Below are 19,512 nucleotides of genomic sequence, written 5' to 3' on the forward strand. Positions count from 1 at the left end.
CGCCGCTATTCAAAGTCAAACTTCAAGGTGGCGCTGCCCTGGAAGCCGCCCGGGGCCGGGCGTTCCGACATTTTCACCGGCCAGGCGGTCAAGTCGAACAAGGCACGCAAGTTGTCGTAGTCCAGCGCGATCGGAATCAGCTGATTGCCGGCCGGCAACGCGCCTGGCGCGCTGGGTGGCACTAACTTGCCGCTGCTCTCCATCGCCACCGCCACGTTTGGATGCGTGGTTTCCAGATAGCGCGCATCCGTGCCGTGCGGCCGTCCCTCCAAAGCCAGATTGATCTTGACCCCAGCGGAAATATTGGTGCACTTGATATGGAAAGTGCGCTGAACCGGTTTTTGACCTACCGCACCTGGGTTGGCCAGCGACGCAGGAATCAGCGCGCCAAAATCGATCGTGGTCAGTTGGCCGGCTGCCAGCCTGCAGTTTTGCGGTACCGTCACATTCATGCTCATAAACAGGCCCACCAAGGGCTTGGCCGGCACCGTGGTTGCATCATTCATTGATCCCAAAACCTCCAGCACCTTGAATTCCGGCACACGGATAGTTCCAACAAATGGACGGCGAATCAGCAAGTGCAAACGGCCCCGCGATCCGCTCTCAAACATGATATCGCCTACCGTAAAACCATTCTGGCACGTTAATTTTCCAATACCCTCGTTGTATAGCTTGGTCCATGGCGTCGGGCGGAATTTTTTGACTTCCCCCGCCAGATAAACCTCCGTCCCCAGCTGTAGATTGCGATTAATTTCATAAAACTGAATATTCACGCCATTGACTACCCTGCCGACGCCATTGGGTAACGAGGTTCGGGTCGAAAAATAAGTACCTCTGGCTATCGATGAGCCGGGACAGGCGCAGCGTCCAATATATGACTGCCCCAGATTCCATTCATAGGCGTTGGGATATAAAGCATCCTCCGCGTTTTCGTCCGGGGAACTGAATGTCCGGTCAAATGCAAAGCTGAACTTCGACATATTTCCCACTGGCTCGCACGACCCGGCGTCGGCCGTACCCCCATTTAGCTGCGCCAACAAGGCGGCAAGCACACTCCAATAGCGCATGGCAAATTCCTTCCGCTCTTCCGAAAAACAACAAAGATATTGCTGCGCGACTTGCTCACTCAGAGCGTTTGCCTCGCCAGCCCATCAACCGGTACGCCGCCCGCAGCAACACCGTGCCAGCGACTGCCGGATAGTCATCATCTCGGTTAAATCCAGTGTCTTGGGGGGGGATTTTTATGATGCATTCACAAAGTCTTGAAAAACACCTGAGGTACAGGACATAAAAATCGCGCTACAAATCCGCGTACGCGACATTCGGGATGTTTAGCCAACGGCTCTAACACTGACGCTCACGGATAAGACAACACAAAGGTGGTTGTTGCCGAAAAACTCCCCGGTTTGATAGCTTCGTCCGTAGTGCGCACGTAGTGGGCGTTCAGCTCCAGAGTCAGCACCGGCGTATCGCTGCTGGCCGTGCCCAGCGGAATGCGGCGGCGGCTGTCGCTGCTATCGGGCAGGCCAAAGTACAGATCGGTTTGGCCATTGCGGCGCAGCCGCACCCCCAGCCCCTTGGCGCTACCGCTAGCGTGATTGGCCAGCAAGGTATGGCTGGTGTTGGAAGGGGTGCCGGCATCGGTGAAATTGATTGATGGCCTGGCATTGATCGCACACTCTTCCAGCCGGATACTGAACGGTACGCTGTCTTGGGACACCTCGTCCTTGCGGTTCAGCCTGAAAGCGTTGATCGAATTCAAAGCGATGCTCAGCTTTTGCGAAGCCAGCGATACCTTGCAGCTGGGGGCGGGTAGTGAGGGCGGTCCACCACTGCCACCCCAAGCATCAGTAGGCGAAAAAGTGTAAACCGTTTTAGCATCTTCTCGGTTACCACTTGGGGCTCCCCCACTAGCATTGCAGCCTCTGGACACATTCTGACTGTTACCCGTGCCGGTGCCATGAGCATGAATCGTAAAGCCCGCGGAAGTTAGAATAGTCCCTCCCCCTTGATAAAGTTTGGGATCGGTCAGAACAAACTCTTGAACCAAACTCATCTCTTTCTGATAGTTTCCCGCAGCCTTGGGGTAATCATCCGGCACACTCCATCGGCTCTCGCCCTCCCTGATGATTCGACCAAGCGAATCATTATCCATATGACGCCAACGTACACCCACCCCAGGTATGCCAGAACCCACGGTTCCAAACTGGGACTCCGTAGCAATCGTCCAGTGCGCCCCCAAACGCATCCTGTCATTGTTAATTGTGCCTTCCACCATGTAGCCAATGGAGAATCTATAAAAGCGCCGATGCAGCACATCCCCAGCGAGCGAGGCGCTGCTGGGAGGCGTGCCAGGGATATCCACCGTGTGTAAGAGGGCAGCGCGACTGTCGCAACTGGTAATCCGAGCCTGAACGGGCAGACTGACAAGCAGTAACAGCAGCAAAACGCATTGACCCAAGTTCAGACCTGACAGGCTAGCGCCTTGTATTGCGACGGCATGCCAGACAGGGGGTGGCCCACCTAGGCCATGGTGCCGCTCCGGTAACACCGCCATATCATCCTCCCTTCGCATATACTGGTTTTGAAGACAAAACCGATTGAGCGCTTGCGCCATTGCCTTAAAAAGATAGGGGCCGGTTCCGTGTCGCAATATCCCCTCCTGACCATCTCGTCCTTTCTGCTCATTTCGCTTCCCAGTCTCTTCAATTGCAGCTTATCGTCCGTCGTTGGTAATACCGCCCCGCCTTGGCCGGCGGCAGCCGGTAATCGGCCACGCACTCGCCGCCGCGCCATGTCACAGTCAGCCGGCCTGTTTCCTGCTTCAGCAACGCCAGTACCTTGCCATTGGGATCGACGATGCCCAACGGCTTGCCATCGTCGCCGCTGACGCTGGCGCCAAACTGCACGGCGCCACCATCCGGCCGCAATAGGGTGAACTGCGCGCGCAAGCCGCGCCTAGCCTTGAACACGCCCTTGACCACGGCGCCGCGCCGCGGCACCACCAGCTTGACCGTATCCTCCAGTTCCACATCCGCGCCCAGTTGGCGAGTGTCCAGGCTCAAGGTGTTGACACGATAAGGCTGCGCATACGGCTGCACCGCATAACCATTGCGCCCCAGCGCTCCGCCGTGGCCGGTGCGCAGCGCCTGTCCGGACACGCCGTCCACTTGCAGGAGAGCAAAGGTATCTCCCACCGAGCGGCTCAAGTTGACCCCTCCGCCGTGGACGACAACGGCGCCGGATACGCCGATGCTGCCCGATTGATAATTGCGCGCCGCGTTGTATGCCGCGCTCAGTTGAACAAAGTCCGCGCGGTGGTTGACACTCACCCCAACCGTGCTGTGGCCGTCCCGGCTGGCGTACCCCGCCTGCACGGAATAAGAAGTGGCTTCGCTCAAATAACCGCTGACCCCGCTTTGCAGCGAGGCGCCACCGCCCGTGGTATGACTCAGATTGCTATACAGCCGCGGCGAGCGCGGCTTGTCGCCCAGCGGCAACGTGAAAGTGAGCATCGCCTGGGTGCTGCTGACGCCGCCGGGACGGCTGTCGCGGCTCTGACTCAGCGTGAAGTTGTAGCCCAGGCGTTTCCAGTTATTGCCATAACCCAGCCCCACGCTGCTGGTCGTTCCGCTTTGGCCCCAGAAGCTTTGTTGGCTCAAGTTCAGATACAGGCTGCCAAAGCGCCGTTCTCGTCCCAAATCCTGCTGGGTGGTCAAATCAATGCGTGAACGGCTGCGGCCGAACTGCCCCTGGCTATTGCCCGCGAGATCGTTGGCGTGATCATTGAAACTACGGTAGCCGGAGGTGGAGTAGCGATAGGCCGCCAACGTCAGGTTGGTATAAGTGCGGGTAAAGGTTTTGGCATAAAGCAGCCGCACGCTCTGCCCCCGTTGCCGCTCGCCCTGGGCGCGGCTGATGGACTGGGTCATGTCCAACGACAGCGCGCCCACCGGCGTGTTGGTGCCCACGCCCAGATTGATCGCCTGAAAGTCCGGAGTGAACTGGAAGCCCGCCGCCACAGTGCTATCGTCGCCCACGCCATACGTCAGGGTGCCGGCGGCGAAACCGGGACGAACAGCCTGGCTGCCCTGGTACTCGCCCACGGCGGCGCTGTACTGCCAGCGCCCCTTGCGCAGCATCAGTGGCAGGCTGGAGAAAGCCTGATGTGTGACTCGCTTGCTGCCGTCGGCCTCGGTCACGGTGATTTCCAGATCGCCGTTGGAACCGGACGGGAAGATGTCCGTCAGCTCGAACGGCCCCGGCGGCACGTTAGCGCGATACAGTGTGTAGCCGTTCTGGCGCACCTCCACCACCGCGTTGCTCTGCGCCTGACCACGCACCACCGGCGCGTAGCCGCGTTCGCCGTCCGGCAGCATCGCGTCGTCGCTGGCCAACTGGAAACCGCGAAAACGCACGCTGTCGAACAGCGTGGAGTCGGAGTATTGCTCGCCCACGGCCAACTGGCTTTTCCAGGCGATCAGGTCCCGCTGCAACACGGTGCGGTTGCTGCGCGCGCTCATCGATTGACCGTCGACCCAGTTGAGCGAGGCGTCGTTGCGCAACCGCCATGCGCCCAGATTGACGCCGTTTTGCAGACCAAGAAAAGCGCTGCGGCTGTCTATCCCGCCCGGTTCGCTACTGCGGCTTTCGCTGCCGCTGAACTGGTAATTGAGATAGGCGGCGGCCACCCCGGCGTCCCATAGCTCCGGATCGATATAGCCGCGCACGCCGCGGTTCAGAAAAGCTTGCGGAATGCTGAGCTTCAATTGCAGCCGGGTGGAGTCGTAATCCACCGTCGCCTGCTCCATCAGCGCGGACAGGTCCTGGCAGGCGGGATCGTCCTCCGCCAGCGGCGGCGTCAAACGCGGCAGCAAAACGCCGGCGGCTTGCAACAAGGCGGCGTCCACGCAGGGAACCACCTTGCCGCTGGCGCCGTCTTGCACGAACACTACGTCGCGGCGCCCAACCAGACTATCATTGACCAGCACATCCACCCGATAACTGCCGGGCGGCAAGGCGTTGCCGGCGCCGAGCACCGCGCTCAGATCCGCTGGCCGGCCGGCGCCATTGATGAAGTTGGTATTGAAAGCCAACAGCGTGGACGGGGCGGCGGTTCCCCCCCGCGCCTGCGTCGCCTCCGCTCTGGACAACTCCGCCAATGCCAGCAACAAGGCCAGGCAACTAGGTTTCAGCGCAGAACGGCAACGAGGTGGGGTGTGGCTCCTTGGCAATGGGTCTGAACGTATACGCATGGCTGGACTTTATGCAAACAGACGGCTGCCCATGCTCAAATCGGCATAAGCAGCGTCACTGAACGCGGGGTTCACGCGGGCGAGGACGAGCCTCCTTGCCCGCGTCAAGCGAAACTTCGTATTCCACATGGCCGCCAAAGTCGTTGATGATGCCGTATTGCAGTTGTACGGCCTCAGCGGCGGACGGTTTCAGCGGCCATTGCCCACTGCTGCCGGGCGCCACCATGTAAGCGCTGGCCAGTTCCTGCCCGCTTTTGCCGGCTTGCCGCTTCAAATCCACCACCGTCACGTGGTAACGGCTGGGGTTGTCCACACGCACCGCCGGCTTGCCGTCGGCCTGGAGCAGGCTCCAGCGCAAACCTTCCGGCGCTTGCAAGGCCGAGTCGCTGCCCAGGCCCCGAGGCCGGAAAAAGACCTTGATGCGCTGGCGCACCGCCAGTTGCAACACGTTGTCGCCGCGCGCCGCCTGGGGGATTTCCTGCACGTTCAGCCAGAACACGGTTTCCCGGTCCTCCGCCACGCCATCGCCGGCGTAAAGCAGACGCAACAGTTGCTGCTGCTTGGCCGGCAGCCGCACCAAAGGCGGCGTCACCGCGAACGGTAGCTCGTCCGGCTGGCCTGCCGCAGGCTCCAGCCAGGACTGGACCAGGATTTCCTCGTCCAGATTGCTGACAATGACGGAAGCTTCCTTGTCATTGCCATCAAAGATGACGCGGGTGCCGTTAAGGGCGATGCCGGCCCGGGCCGAACTGACGGCCAGGGCCAGGATCAGGAACAGGATGGTTTTCATGGAAAGAAGGCCACGGAATGTCCAAACTAATGGTTCCAAGGCGGCTGACGCCGCCAAGGATGCAATGAGAATGGCGGAGAGCGACGAAGCGCCCTCCGCTTGAACCCTTCCAAGCCAAGCGCGTGGAACCCCGCAAGGCGCACACGTTCAACATGGAACAGGTTCTTGGCGCCTGACGGCGCCGCCTGGACGACTTACTCGTAAGTCAGGGTAAACGGCAGGCTGGCATTGGCGATGCCCGGCACTTGTGTGTCGCCGGTGGTGACATAGGCGGCGGCAAAGCTGACGTGGCGAACTTCATCAATGGCTCCGGCCGCTTCCTCTTTCAGCAAAGCCCCATTGGTCAGGTCGAAGGCCTTGGGACTGGCCACGGCGGCGCTGTCGAACACCGCGATGCCGACGCCCCTGGCGAAGCCCGCCGACGAGGTGCCGTTGTTGACACGCAGGATGTTGTTGCCGCTCAACACCTCAGGTGCCGCGCCGGCCAAGTGCATCGACACCTTGCTGGCGGTTTTGCAGATGATGTTGAAATCCACCTGTCGGCTGCCCGAGCCGGTGAACTTGGGACTGGCCACTGTGCCGATATCCTCCACCGACACCGTGCCCATATCCACTTTGATGCTGGTGGCGTCGCCATTGGGCGAGCTGAGGCGGCAAGAGTCCGCAATCACTTTGCCGGTGAAATCAATTTGGCCGGACAGGCTTTCGGCGAACGCCGGGCTAACGACAAAGGCGGCCAACGCGGCCAGAACAAACTTCCCTAGCTTGCTGTTGAATAATTTCATGCAAAATCTCCCTCGGATTGAAAAACCCGCAGACAATTGCACCAGCATTTTTGCAACGTAAACGTCTGCGAAATATTGTGGAAACAACGAGGAAGATACTATTGTTTTCAAGCATTTATAAACATAGGATTTTTCCTAACATTCCCAGCTTTTCCAAAATTAGTTTTTAAATTAAATTCATGGCTATTTTTTATTAAAAGTATGCTGTTAAGTTAAATAGCCAAAAACAACATTGCCATGACCCATGCCCACCTAAAGAACACACGCTATCCAAAATCAAGCGCCAGCACATGACATCGTGGACACGGTCTCCCGCGCCGAATGCAACAATGGACCCTGGCCCCGAGGGGCAATGGTCCATTATGGTTTTGCCGCGAGGCGGCCGGCGTTTACGGCCCGTTCAAGAACGAGGGGCCAGAGTGAGACAAAGTGAAAACGGCTGTGGGCGCGAAATGTACCAGGGGTACATGAGCATTTTGAGCTGATTTTTTTACGCCGTATCTTCGAAGCGCAGCAGACTTTGAACAGGTTTCTTACAGCCAGCGCCGCTTCCAGAACAGCCACCCCAACCCGCTGGCGATGCCCAGCATCGCCACCAGCACCAGGTGGTAGCCGTAGTGCCATTTCAGCTCCGGCATGTATTCGAAATTCATGCCGTAGATGCCGGCGATCAGCGTCAGCGGCATGAAGATCATGGTCAACACGGTGAGCACCCGCATTTGCAGGTTGAGGCGATGGGATTGAGTGGACAGGTAGAGGTCCAGCATATCGCCCACCATTTCCCGCGACATTTCCAGGGACTCGATTACGTGCATGGTGTGATCGTAGGCGTCGCGCAGATAGACCAGCGTTTCCGGCTTGAAGAAGCCGTGTTCGCCGCGGTTCAGCGAGATCAGCATTTCCCGCATCGGCATCAGCGCGCGGCGCAGCTTCAGGCAATCCCGCTTCAGCCGTTGGATCTGCATCAACACGCCCTGATCGCGGCCGCGCAGCAGGGTGCTGTCCATGCGCTCCACCCTTTCGTTGAACTCGGTGAGTACGCCGAAGTAGTCGTCTATCATCGCGTCCAGCAAGGAATAGCCCAGGTAGTCGGCGTCCTTGTGACGCAGCAGGCCGCGTCCGCGGCGCAGCCGTTCCCGCACTTCTTCGAACACACCGGTGGGGCGCTCCTGGAAGGTGAGCACGAAGCGGCGGCCGATGACCAGATAGATCTGGTCGGACAGCAGCCTCCCCGCCCCGTTTTCACCGTGCTGGTGATAGTCGAACACCCGGCTGGCGACGAACAAGTAATCGCCGTAGTCCTCCACCTTGGGCCGCTGACGCGCGTTCATGATGTCTTCCAACACCAAGGAGTGCAGGCCGAAGCGCTGACCGATGGCGCGCATCACCTCGGGTTGGTGCAGGCCATAGACATTGAGCCACAGCACGCCGCCGCCGGGCTGGTGGGCCAGGCCTTCCGCCACGGTCTGGAACACGGTTTCCTGCAATTGCTCCGGGCTGTATTCGAACAGAGAGATCGAGGCTTCCGGCAACTTCGCCTCGCCCACCGACAACAAGGTGCCGGGCGCTTCGCCCAGCGTGGGAATGCGTTTTTTCAGAGTGGCGTGGCGCATGGGCGGATCACACTTGCACGATGTCTAGCACGAAGCCGACGTTCTTCCACTGGCCGATCTCCTGTTTGAAGCCGCTGGCGGTCAGCGGACTGCCTTTCAGCCAGACTTTGTTCAGGGTCAGCGCGAAGCCGGTAGCGTGCTGACGCAGGTCCAGCATTTCCGGCAGCGCAATATTGTTGCGGCTGCGGTGGAACAACACAGCCAGCCGCAGCGATACTACCGCCTGCCACAGGCTGGAATCTTCCATGTATTGCCGCATCTTGCCCATGTCGCCGCGGTGGCCCAGCACGATGGCGGCCAGCGTGGCCTGCTCGCGCTTGGAGAAACCGGGCATGTCGGCGTGCTGCAAGATGTAGGAAGAATGCTTGTGATAAGCGGTGTGCGAGATGGTCAGTCCGATTTCGTGCAACTTGGCCGCCCACAGCAGGCGCTTGAGCATGGCCTGGTCCACGTCCTCGCCGGCCACCATCCGATACAGACGCTCGGCCAGGGTGGTGACGCGTTCGGCCTGGCCGGTGTCCACATGGTAGCGGCGTTTGAATTGGGTGACGGTGGTGTCGCGCATGTCCTTTTCACGCTGGCGGCCTAATAAATCGTATAGCACGCCGTCGCGCAGAGCGCCTTCGGCCACCGTCATCTTGTCGATGGCCAGTTCCTGAAACACCGCGATCATGATGGCGAGGCCGCCTGCCAGCACCGGCGCGCGGTCGGCCTTGAGGCCGTTGACGTCGATGGCGTCTATGCTGCCCTGCCGGATCAGCAGCGCCTTGAGCTTTTCCATCCCGGACAGGGTGATGTCCGCAGTGCTCCAGTCGTTGATTTCCAGCACGTCGCGCAAGGAACGCGCGGTGCCGGAGGTGCCCACCGCCAGCTGCCATTCCTCGCGCTGGTATTGATGGGCGATGCGCTGGATCTCATTGCGCGCGGCCAGAATCGCATCCTGGAAATTGGCCTGAGTCAGCTTGCCGTTGCCGAAATAACGCAATGTGTAACTAACGCAGCCCAAAGGCAGGCTTTCCGTGACCAAAGCCTTGTAATGGCTGCCGATGATGAACTCGGTGGATCCGCCGCCGATGTCCACCACCATGCGCCGCTCCTTGGTGTCCGGCAGAGAGTGGGCGGCGCCCAGATAGATCAGCCGCGCTTCTTCGCGACCGGCGATCACTTCAATGGGAAAACCCAGCAGCGGCTCGGCCTTGGCGATGAAATCCGCCGCGTTCTTGGCTACGCGCAGGGTGTTGGTGCCCACCGCGCGCACTTGGGCCGGGGTGAAGCCGCGCAGACGCTCGCCAAAGCGGGCGAGACAGGCCAGCGCCTTGTCCTGGGTTTCCTGGTCCAGCTGTTTGTCGGCGGTCAGGCCCGCGCCCAGTCGCACGGTTTCCTTCATCACGTCCAGCGCGTACAGCTGGTCGTCCACCACCCGCGACACTTGCAGGCGGAAGCTGTTGGAGCCCATATCGATGGTGGCGAGCACGTTGTTTGGGGGCGTGGTCAGTGTCAAAGACACCCCTTCTCTCTTTATCAAGGCCCGCGCCCGCGCGGCTGCGCCGGCGGAAACGGGGGGATTCATCATCAGGTTGGATCGCCGGGGGACTGGCACGGACGCCGGACGCAACAATGGCGGCAACACCGAATGTTACCGCCATTTTAGGCAAACCGTCATGTCAAGTCGCCGTGACCGGCGCGGTCAGGCTCAGCCCAGGGTTTCTCGCTTCTTGGTTTCCAGCGTGGTGTGACGGATATCCTTGCCCTTGACCAGGTAGACCACGTATTCGGAAATATTGGTGGCGTGATCGCCGATGCGCTCTATCGCCTTGGAGATGAACAAGGTGTCGATGGACATGCTGATGGTGCGCGGGTCTTCCATCATAAAGGTGATCAGCTGACGCAGTTCGGCGGCGAAGTCCTCGTCCAGCTCCTGGTCGGCCTCGGCCAATTCCAAGGCGGCGCTGGTATCCAGGCGGGCGAAGGCGTCCAACGCGCGGCGCAACATGCTCAGCGCCGAGTCCGCCATTTTCTCGATTTCGCGGAAGCGCGGCATCTGGTAGCGCTCCGACTGATAGATGGTCTTGCCCATGCGAGCGATCTTCTTGGCTTCGTCGCCTATGCGCTCCAGATCCGTGATCACCTTGATCACGGTGAACACGATGCGCAGGTCGCTGGCGGCCGGCTGACGGCGGGCGATGATGTGCAGGCAGTCGTCGTCGATGGTGACTTCCATCGCGTTGACCAGCGCGTCTTCGGCAATCACCTTGTCCAGCTTGTCAATGTCGCCTGCCAACAGGGCTTCCACCGCGGACAAAATCTGCTGCTCCACCAGTCCGCCCATCTGCAGGACGCGGGTGCGGATGGTTTCCAGCTCCATATCGAACTGTTTGGAAATATGCTCTGCCATGTCTGCCCCAAACCAAAACCTGTCAAAAAACGCTATGTTAATGCGGACAGATGACGACGATGTGACAATTCATCTGCCCGCTTACGGGCGGCGCAAGCCTGTTCAGAGGCAGGTGCGCGCCGTCAGGACTTTGAGCTGGCCGTTAACGGATTTCTTCGACGCCGCTCTGACGGCCCAACACCAGCACATCGGCGCGACGGCGAGCGAACAGGCCGCAGGTAACCACGCCGGCCAGGTGGTTGATGATTTCTTCCAGTTCCACCGGCTTCTGAATCTTCAAGCCGTGCACGTCCAGGATCACATTGCCGTTGTCCGTGGTCACGCCCTGGCGCAGCTCCGGGTGGCCGCCCAGCTTGACCAGTTCGCGCGCCACATAGCTGCGCGCCATCGGGATGACTTCGATGGGCAGCGGGAAGCCGCCCAACATGGCGACGTATTTGGTTTCGTCGGCAATGCAGATGAATTGCTCGGCCACGCTGGCGACGATCTTCTCGCGGGTCAACGCGGCGCCGCCTCCCTTGATCATGTGCAGGTGGTGGTTGATTTCGTCGGCGCCGTCGATGTACACCGGCAACGCATCCACTTCGTTCAGGTCGAACACCGGGATGTGATGGGCCTTGAGGCGGGCGGTGGAGGCGTCGGAGCTGGACACCGCGCCGCGGATGCGGCCCTTGATCGCGGCCAGTTCTTCGATGAACAGATTGACGGTGCTGCCGGTGCCCACGCCGACGATGCTGTCGTCCGGCACGAATTCAATGGCCTTCTTGGCCACGGCAAGCTTCAGTTGGTCCTGAGTCAACATGGTAATGCCTCCTGTGTTTGGATGGTGTTGCGCCGGGCGGATTATGGCACGGGGCGATCCGCCAGACACCTGTCATCAATTGAGAGCCGCAAACCGCGAATCGCGGCGCGGTTTTACACGGACGTCAGCAGGCAGACGGCTTGCGCCTCTATCGCCTCGCAACGCCCCAGATAGCCCAGCTTCTCATTGGTTTTACCCTTGACGTTGACCGCGTCGAGGTCCAGGCCGAGATCTTCGGCGATGGCGGCGCGCATTGCGTCGATGTGCGGCGCCAGCTTGGGCTGCTGCGCAATCAGCGTGCTGTCCACATTCACCGGTTTCCAGCCGGCGGCGCGCACGCGCTTGGCCGCTTCGCGCAGCAGCGCGCGGCTGTCCGCGCCCTTGAATTCGGGATCGGTGTCCGGAAAGTGACGGCCGATATCGCCCAGCGCCGCCGCGCCCAGCAGCGCGTCGGTAATCGCGTGCAACAAGGCGTCGGCGTCGGAGTGGCCCAACAAGCCCTTGTCGTGCGGAATGTTCACGCCGCCCAGGATCAACGGCCGGCCGGCCACCAGTTGGTGCACATCGTAGCCCTGTCCCACTCGAAACATATCAATCCTTTCTTGCCGCCAGCACCGCGCGCGCCAAGGCCAAATCGCGCGGATAAGTCACTTTGAAATTCTGGGCGTCGCCTTCCACCAGGCGCGGCTTGCCGCCGCAGCGCTCTATCGCGGAGGCCTCGTCGGTCACGTCCGCCAGATCGCCGCCTTGCAGCGCCTCCCGCAATTTGCCGTGGCGGAACATCTGCGGGGTTTGCGCCAGCCACAGGCCGGCGCGCGAAACGGTGACCGCCACGCGTTGATCCGCGTCGGCGCGCTTCACGGTGTCGGGCACCGGCAGCGCCAGCAGGCCGCCCACCGGGTCCTCGCCCACCTCGGCTAGCAGCCGTTCCACCGCGTCCGCGGTCAGACAGCAACGCGCGGCATCGTGCACCAATATCCAGTCGTCGGCATCGCAGTCCAGCGCCGCCAGGCCGTTGCGCACGCTCTCGGCGCGGCTGACGCCGCCCACGCGCAACACTTGCAGCTTGGGAATGTCCCAGTCGAAATCGTCAAACCACTCGTCGCAGGGAGAAATCACCACCGCCACCGCCTCAACGGCGGTCACAGAGGCCAACGCCTGCAGGGTATGCCACATCAGCGGCTTGCCGTTCAGTTGCAGGTATTGCTTGGGACTGGGCGCGCCAAAGCGGCTGCCATGGCCAGCGGCCGGCACCAGCGCCAGGTAGCGGCTCACGCGCCCTCTCCGGCCGGCGTCTCCAGGCTGCGCCACAGGCAGGTGCCCTTCACCGATTTGTCCAGATCGTTCAAATAAGCTTGATGATCGGCCAGCTCCCGCTCGTTGGCGCGCTTGACGATCAACGGCTTGCGCTCGAAATCCATCGCGCCGTGCTGGCCATTGGGCAAGTCGACGTCAATGTCCATCACCAGGCTTTCCTGGCCGCGGGTCATCCATAGATAGACTTCGGACAGCAATTCGCAGTCCACCAGCGCGCCGTGCAAGGTGCGGTTGGAGCGGTCGATCTCGAAGCGGTCGCACAAGGCGTCCAGGCTGTTGCGCTTGCCGGGGAACAGATCGCGCGCTTCGCGCAGCGTATCCACCACGTTGGCGCACAGGTTCTTGATGGACGGCAGACCCACTCTTTCGAACTCGGCGTTGAGGAAGCCGACGTCAAACGGCGCATTGTGGATGATCAGCTCCGCGTCGCGCAGGAAGTCGGCCACTTCCTCGGCCACCTCGCGGAACTTGGGTTTGCCTTCCAGAAATTCCAGCGAGATGCCGTGCACGCGCTGGGCATCCGGATCGATATCGCGTTCCGGATGGATGTAAAGATGCAGATGCTTGCCGGTGAGCTTGCGGTTGATCATTTCCAGACCGGCGAATTCGATGATGCGATGGCCTTGGGCGTGTTCGAGACCGGTGGTTTCGGTATCGAGAATGATTTGTCTCATGCGCTATCCTGGCGGCGGCCGCCGCCGGCGGCACCGCTCTGAACTCTGAAGAAAGGCAGGCTCGGCCGGATCAGGCCAGCTCCACGCCTCGGTTGGCCAGTTGATCGGCCCGTTCGTTGAACTCATGGCCGGCGTGGCCTTTGACCCAGCGCCACTCCACGTGCAGGTGGCGGTTACGTTCGGCGTCCAATTGCTGCCACAGATCGGCGTTCTTCACCGGCTCCTTGGCCGCGGTCTTCCAGCCCCGGGCCTTCCAGCCGTGAATCCACTCGGAAATGCCTTTTTGCACATATTGGGAGTCGGTGTACACCACCACCCGGCAGGGCCGGTTCAAAGTGGCCAGGCCCTTGATCACGGCCAGCAACTCCATGCGGTTGTTGGTGGTATTGGCCTCGCCGCCGCACAATTCCTTTTCCTTGCCTTTGAAGCGCAGCAAAGCGCCCCATCCGCCCGGCCCCGGATTGCCCTTGCAGGCGCCGTCGGTATACATCTCTACCTTGTCTTCAGTCGTCATGCTGTCTCGTCATTGCCGGGGCTTGCGTCCCGCTTGCTGTGTTGTCTCATGGTTCTCTGTGGCTGTGATGACGCTCGTTGCCGGCGGCCACCGCCAGACCGGTTTTGGCCTTGGCCTGCTTCCAATTGGGCAGGATCAAGCGCATGCCGCGCTGACGTTTGATCGCCTCAATGCCGTACACGCCGGCGGCCAATGGCCACCAGCGGTCCCCGGCCCGCTCCATGAAGCGGAAGCGTTGCACCCAGTCGCAGCGGGAAAACGGCGGCGCGTAGCCCATGAAGCCCCCGCTCGCGGGCTCCAGTTCCAGCAGGGTCAGCCAGTCCTTGATGCGCACCAAAGACAGAAAGTTGCCGCTCCACGGCGCGTTTTCGCGCCCCTGGACCAGCCGGCGCACGCCCCATAGCGACACCGGATTGAAGCCGGTGAGGATCAGCCGGCCCTCCGGCATCAGCACGCGCTCGGCTTCCCGCAGTACCTGATGCGGCACGGTGGTAAAATCCAGCACATGCGGCATCACCAACAGGTCCAGGCTGCGGCTCTCGAACGGCAGTTGCTCCGGATCGCACAGGATCTGAGCCGGTCCGGAATCGGCGACGCGGCACTGCCAGGGAATGCGGTTGGCGCGCAGGAAGTCGACTTCCGGCAATCCCAACTGCACCGCATGGAAGCCGAACACGTCGGCGACGGCGCGATCGAAATAAGCCTGCTCCCGCTCCAGCAGATAACATCCCAATTCGCTGGAGCTCAACCAGTCGCTAAACGAATTCTTCATTGAGAGAAGCCTTATGCCAGCCAAATTCACCGTCAGCCCGGTAGGGGCCTTCACTGACAATTATATCTGGGTTTTGCATCACAGCGGCCGCGCTGTCGTGGTGGACCCGGGCGAGGCCGCGCCGGTCTTCTCCTTCCTTGAGCGGGAAGGGCTTCAGCTGGAAGCCGTTCTGCTCACCCACCACCACGCCGACCATATCGGCGGCGTGGCCGAGCTGTCCGCGCGCTGGCCGGACGCCCCCGTCTACGGCCCCGCCGACATCGCCTTGGTCTCTCGCCCGGTGATGGACGGAGCCCGCGTCGAGCTCTCCTTCGGCGCGGCCTTGGTGCTGGAAGTTCCGGGCCACACGCTGAACCACCTGGCCTATGTGATCGACGACGCGCTGTTTTGCGGCGATACCCTGTTCGGCGCCGGCTGTGGCCGACTGTTCGAAGGCACGCCGCGGCAAATGCATGATTCGCTGGCCAAGCTGGCCGCGCTGCCGAACGCCACCAAGGTCTACCCGGCTCATGAGTACACCTTGGCCAATCTACGCTTCGCGCTGACGGTGGAGCCTGGCAACCCTGTGCTAGCCATCCGCATGAGCCGGGACCTGAAGCTGCGCGAACAGAATCTGCCCACCCTGCCCTCCACCATCAGTCTGGAGCGAGCCAGCAACCCTTTCCTGCGCGCGCATGAGCCTGCGGTGCGCCAGTCCGCCGCGCACTGGAGCGGCCAAGCTCTTGATGAGGTTGTCGAAGTCTTTGCCGCGTTGCGCGAGTGGAAAAATCGCTTCTGAGGAATTTGTTCATGAGCTCGCAAGTTACAGCGAAACAAGGCGAAAAAGACGGGAAAAACGGAAGACCCATCTCCGTTCCTCGGCCCTTCAAAGGCGTTTTCAAGGCCGTATCGCCGGCGCGCTGAGGTCCGTGAGCAAACGCTGAAACCATGACAAGAAACTATATCCTGATCGCCACTGTTAAAAATAACTGGCACAGGACAGTCTGTATGGCCTATATGTCAGCAAAGCACATGAAGTTATTTGGTTTTTTGGTTGACACCCCTATGTTGGCTGTTTAGCATCAGCCGAAATCAGAATTCCGGGCCCGCCAAATGAATCGCTTCACCCCGTTGGCACTTTCGCTGTCATTTGTTTTTTTATTTGCCTCCGCCGCGCACGCGGATGGGGCGTTTCGCCAATCCGTCGGCGTGGACGAGGGCCTGGCCGCCGGCCTGGACATGATGCTGCTGAACTCCAGCCTGCTTCGCAACGGCGACAACGTTTGGGAACGCGCGCGCGAAGGCTTCCAACTGCCGGAAGTGAACGCGGAGATCGTGCGCCGCCAGGAACGCTTTTATGCCAGCAAGCCGGAATACTTCCGCCGCACGCTGGACCGCAGTAGAAAATATCTGTTTCACATCATGAACGAAGTGGAGCGCCGCGGCATGCCCACCGAGCTGGCGCTGTTGCCGCTGGTGGAAAGCGCCTTCGTTCCCACCGCGAAATCCCATGTCGGCGCCTCCGGCCTGTGGCAGTTCATGCCGGCCACCGGTCGCCACTACGGACTGGAACAGACTTGGTGGTACGACGGCCGCCGCGACGTGGTGGAAGCCACCCGCGCAGCGCTGGACTATCTGGAAAACCTGTATGGACAGTTCGGCGACTGGAACATCGCGCTGGCCGCCTACAACTGGGGCGAGGGCAACGTCTCCCGCGCCATCGCCCGGCTGCAGGCCAGCGGCCAGGAAGTGACTTACGAAAATATCCGCATGCCCAACGAAACGCGCAACTACGCGCCCAAGTTGCTGGCGGTGCGCAACATCCTCAACGATCCGGCCAAGTTCGGCGTGCGCCTGGACAAATTCCCCAACAAGCCTTACTTCGTTGCGGTTTCCACCGGCAAGCACATGAACATCGACATCGCCGCCAAGCTGGCCGGCATGTCCATCAGCGAATTCAAAGAACTGAATCCAGCCTTCAACCTGCCGGTATACGCGCACAAAAACGGCCGTCAGATGCTGATCCCGGCTGCCAAGGCCGACAAGTTCCAGGCCAACCTGGCCAAGTGGGACAAGCCACTGCTCACCTGGGAAGTCTACACTCCGCCCGCGGACGCCAACGTCAGCCTGATCGCCAGCGAGCACGGCATGAGCGCCGGCCAGTTGATGAGCGCGAACAATCTGAGCAGCACCTCGCTCAAGGCCGGTCAACCGGTGCTGGTGGCGATGAGCAAGGATCAGCGCGACATCCGTCCGCTGGACGCCACCGATACCGCCTTGCCGGAAAGCGGCGACAGCGCCACCCTGTTGGCGCAGGCGGAAACGCCGCCGCGCGCGGCGCCGGCGGTGATGGTCGCCTCGGCCCAAGCCGTCCAGCCAAGCACACCGGTTGCGCAGGCCCAGGCGCCGCAAGCGAGCGCCCAGCCCACTCCCGCCCTGGCCGCCGCGCCGGAAACGACGCCGACGCAGGCAAAAGCCGTCCTCGTAGCGACGGCGCCCCCGGCAACGGCTGCTGCCGTGGCGGACGCCGACGGCAATTACACCGTGGCCGCAGGCGACACCCTGTACAGCATCGCCCGTCGCTTCAACCTCGGCCTGGACGATTTGAAAGCGGCCAACCAGCTGGACTCCAACACCGTTCTGGTGGGCCAGGTGTTGAACGTCAACAAGACCATGGACAAGAGCGTAACGCTGCTGGCGGACAACCGAGCCAGCCAGGCGCAGCAAGACGGCTTGCTCAAAGTCAGCAGCCTGCAGATCAACCAGCGCGCCACTGGCAGCGTGCCGGCCGAATACGTGGTGCAGCGCGGCGACACCCTGTTCAGCATCGCCCGCCGCTTTGGCGTCAACCACAACGATATCCAGCGCTGGAACGATTCCCGCCAGTTGACCCGGCTGCAACCAGGTCAGAAAGTGCGCATTCAGGGCTTATAAGCGCGTGGACACATGATAAAAGCCAGGGAAACCCTGGCTTTTATCATGTCCGCCGCTATCGGTCGCGTCCTTGACTGGCGCTGCTCAGCCAGCGCCATACCATCAGCAGCACCCCGCGACTGGGCGGCGGCACCTGCATCAAGCTGGGCAGCAGCAGCGCCAAGTCTTCGCGCAAATGCTCGGCGACCAGATTGAACTCCGCGGTCAGCCAATGGCAATACGAAGGCTTGTCCAGCGCCAGCGGACTCACGGCCTCCTCCAGCGTCTCCGCCAGCATTCCCGGCTGGCTGAAACGCATCCCGTGAGCAGCGCGCATCAGCGTGCGAACAATGGCGCGGCGCGACTCCGCGCCGTCGGTCAAGGCCGGCGTATCCTGGGCGACCTCGCTCATCCGGTCCAGCAGGCTGCACAGGGCGCGTTGCCGCCGCTGGATGGCGTCAAAACGGCCGCCGGACAGGCCGGACTCCTGCACCGCCGCCGCGACCAGCGCGCGCATGCGGATCAAACGGCTATTAAAACGCTCCAGCGCTAGCCCGGCGTCCACCTCGCGCCGCCGTGCGATTTTGCTGTACAGGGTGGCCGCTTCGCGCAAATTGTCCGCCAGCAAGAAACGCCAGCTGTCTATCGCCCGCAATGGAAACAGCCCAGCGGCCACCAAGCCCAGCACAGAGCCGGCCAGCACATTGAAGCTGCGCCACAGCGCGGCCTCCACTGGCTCGTTGCCTAAACCGGCGACAATCACCATGGTCAGCCCCACCAGCAGCGCCAAATACTCGCCCTTGCCCAGCGCGAACCAGGCGCTGAGCATGACCAGCGCCGTCATCCACGCATAGCAAGACAGTGGAGAGTGGCGGTACAGAGCCATCGCCACCAGGCCCGCCGCCGCGCCCAGCAAAGAACCGCCCATGCGCTGCAAAGCCTTGCGCCTCACCCCGCCCCAATGCGGCACGCTGCCCAGCACGATCAGGATGGTCACCAGCATCCAGCTGCCGTGGGGTATCTCGAACAACAGGTTCAAGCCGAGCCCAACCAGAAACGCCGCGGCCACTCGCAGCACATGTGCCTGCCGGGCATACAGGTTCAGATAATACGGCGTCAACAGAATGCGCCATGACCGCCAGCGGCTGCCTTCCATCTCTCACTCCATCGTCTTGCTGTCCAGCCAGATCGTCACCGGACCATCATTGACCAACGCCACCTGCATGTCCGCGCCAAATACGCCTGTGGGCACCGGCTTGCCCAGAGTCTCCGCCATCGCGGCGACAAACTGATCAAACAAGGGCCTAGACCGCTCCGGCCGCGCCGCGCGCGAATACGATGGCCGGTTCCCCTTCTTGGTGCTGGCAAACAAGGTGAACTGGCTGACCGCCAATACCTCGCCGCCGCAATCCAGTACCGAGCGGTTCATCACCCCGGCCTCGTCGTTGAAAATCCGCAGTTGGCTGAGCTTGCGCGTCAGCCAGGTAATATCCTCCGCCCCGTCCTCTTCTTCTATGCCCACCAGCAGCAGCAGTCCTGAACCGATCTCGCCGGTCACGCGCCCCTCCACCGTCACCGACGCCTGCCTCACCCGCTGCACCAATACCCGCATGTCTTCTCCTTGCCTGACCATCATAGATTCAAATCCTGGCCTGCATTTTAGAGCCAAGCGCGCCGCCGGTCACGACGGCGGGCCAAGCCCG

At 61.4% G+C, this 19,512-nt stretch carries 18 protein-coding genes; 2 read left to right on the forward strand and 16 right to left on the reverse strand.

The features are described 5' to 3' along the window. Positions 1 to 5 precede the first annotated feature (5 nt). The 14 genes from GYH29_RS17690 to GYH29_RS17755 form a co-directional block, all read right to left on the reverse strand. Positions 6 to 1,067 (reverse strand): fimbrial protein, encoded by a 1,062-nt coding sequence (locus GYH29_RS17690; protein WP_081950303.1) that lies wholly within the window; start codon positions 1,065 to 1,067, stop codon positions 6 to 8. Positions 1,068 to 1,357: 290 nt separating this feature from the next. Next, on the reverse strand, positions 1,358 to 2,155 hold the full coding sequence (locus tag GYH29_RS17695; protein WP_161524198.1) for a fimbrial protein: 798 nt from the start codon (positions 2,153 to 2,155) through the stop codon (positions 1,358 to 1,360). A gap of 550 nt (positions 2,156 to 2,705) precedes the next feature. After that, positions 2,706 to 5,174: a fimbria/pilus outer membrane usher protein gene (locus GYH29_RS17700; protein WP_198001597.1), complete on the reverse strand. Its 2,469-nt coding sequence runs from the start codon at positions 5,172 to 5,174 to the stop codon at positions 2,706 to 2,708. Positions 5,175 to 5,310: 136 nt separating this feature from the next. Then, on the reverse strand, positions 5,311 to 6,045 hold the full coding sequence (locus GYH29_RS17705; protein WP_161524200.1) for a fimbrial biogenesis chaperone: 735 nt from the start codon (positions 6,043 to 6,045) through the stop codon (positions 5,311 to 5,313). A gap of 194 nt (positions 6,046 to 6,239) precedes the next feature. Beyond that, a complete protein-coding gene (locus GYH29_RS17710; RefSeq protein WP_161524201.1) occupies positions 6,240 to 6,830 on the reverse strand; it encodes a fimbrial protein in 591 nt (196 codons plus the stop codon). A 533-nt stretch (positions 6,831 to 7,363) separates the two neighbouring features. After that, a complete protein-coding gene (gene corA / locus GYH29_RS17715) occupies positions 7,364 to 8,443 on the reverse strand; it encodes a magnesium/cobalt transporter CorA (RefSeq protein ID WP_019103285.1) in 1,080 nt (359 codons plus the stop codon). Positions 8,444 to 8,450: 7 nt separating this feature from the next. Continuing rightward, positions 8,451 to 9,938 carry an exopolyphosphatase gene (ppx, locus tag GYH29_RS17720; protein ID WP_408610196.1) on the reverse strand — a complete coding sequence of 496 codons (1,488 nt, stop codon included), beginning with the start codon at positions 9,936 to 9,938 and terminating at the stop codon, positions 8,451 to 8,453. A 198-nt stretch (positions 9,939 to 10,136) separates the two neighbouring features. Next, on the reverse strand, positions 10,137 to 10,838 hold the full coding sequence (gene phoU, locus GYH29_RS17725) for a phosphate signaling complex protein PhoU (protein WP_019103598.1): 702 nt from the start codon (positions 10,836 to 10,838) through the stop codon (positions 10,137 to 10,139). Between the two features lie 142 nt (positions 10,839 to 10,980). Further along, a complete protein-coding gene (gene rpiA / locus GYH29_RS17730) occupies positions 10,981 to 11,640 on the reverse strand; it encodes a ribose-5-phosphate isomerase RpiA (protein ID WP_043590916.1) in 660 nt (219 codons plus the stop codon). A gap of 113 nt (positions 11,641 to 11,753) precedes the next feature. After that, a complete protein-coding gene (ispF, locus tag GYH29_RS17735; RefSeq protein ID WP_043590913.1) occupies positions 11,754 to 12,230 on the reverse strand; it encodes a 2-C-methyl-D-erythritol 2,4-cyclodiphosphate synthase in 477 nt (158 codons plus the stop codon). A gap of 1 nt (position 12,231) precedes the next feature. After that, a complete protein-coding gene (gene ispD / locus GYH29_RS17740; protein WP_019103601.1) occupies positions 12,232 to 12,915 on the reverse strand; it encodes a 2-C-methyl-D-erythritol 4-phosphate cytidylyltransferase in 684 nt (227 codons plus the stop codon). After that, a complete protein-coding gene (gene dnaQ / locus GYH29_RS17745) occupies positions 12,912 to 13,631 on the reverse strand; it encodes a DNA polymerase III subunit epsilon (RefSeq protein ID WP_019103602.1) in 720 nt (239 codons plus the stop codon). The genes ispD and dnaQ overlap by 4 nt, the downstream gene beginning before the upstream one ends. Before the next feature lie 70 nt (positions 13,632 to 13,701). Then, positions 13,702 to 14,145 (reverse strand): ribonuclease HI, encoded by a 444-nt coding sequence (gene rnhA / locus GYH29_RS17750; protein WP_039756195.1) that lies wholly within the window; start codon positions 14,143 to 14,145, stop codon positions 13,702 to 13,704. Positions 14,146 to 14,191: 46 nt separating this feature from the next. Further along, a complete protein-coding gene (locus tag GYH29_RS17755) occupies positions 14,192 to 14,917 on the reverse strand; it encodes a class I SAM-dependent methyltransferase (protein ID WP_019103604.1) in 726 nt (241 codons plus the stop codon). A gap of 13 nt (positions 14,918 to 14,930) precedes the next feature. On the opposite strand from GYH29_RS17755, the gene gloB reads away from it, so the two are divergent. Then, positions 14,931 to 15,695: a hydroxyacylglutathione hydrolase gene (gloB, locus tag GYH29_RS17760; protein WP_161524202.1), complete on the forward strand. Its 765-nt coding sequence runs from the start codon at positions 14,931 to 14,933 to the stop codon at positions 15,693 to 15,695. A 314-nt stretch (positions 15,696 to 16,009) separates the two neighbouring features. Further along, entirely contained in the window at positions 16,010 to 17,830 is a 1,821-nt protein-coding gene (locus tag GYH29_RS17765) for a LysM peptidoglycan-binding domain-containing protein (RefSeq protein WP_161524203.1), read from the forward strand. Between the two features lie 55 nt (positions 17,831 to 17,885). Here the strand turns inward: GYH29_RS17765 and GYH29_RS17770 are convergent, their stop codons facing one another. Continuing rightward, the gene (locus GYH29_RS17770; protein WP_019103607.1) at positions 17,886 to 18,965 is read right to left on the reverse strand and encodes an FUSC family protein; all 1,080 of its coding nucleotides are present in this window, start codon (positions 18,963 to 18,965) and stop codon (positions 17,886 to 17,888) included. Between the two features lie 3 nt (positions 18,966 to 18,968). After that, positions 18,969 to 19,421, reverse strand: coding sequence for a D-aminoacyl-tRNA deacylase (gene dtd, locus GYH29_RS17775; RefSeq protein ID WP_019103608.1), 453 nt, complete (start codon positions 19,419 to 19,421; stop codon positions 18,969 to 18,971). Positions 19,422 to 19,512: the final 91 nt, after the last annotated feature.

Origin of the sequence: Chromobacterium haemolyticum, assembly GCF_009936155.1 — a bacterium.
GTDB classification, from domain to species: Bacteria; Pseudomonadota; Gammaproteobacteria; order Burkholderiales; family Chromobacteriaceae; genus Chromobacterium; species Chromobacterium haemolyticum.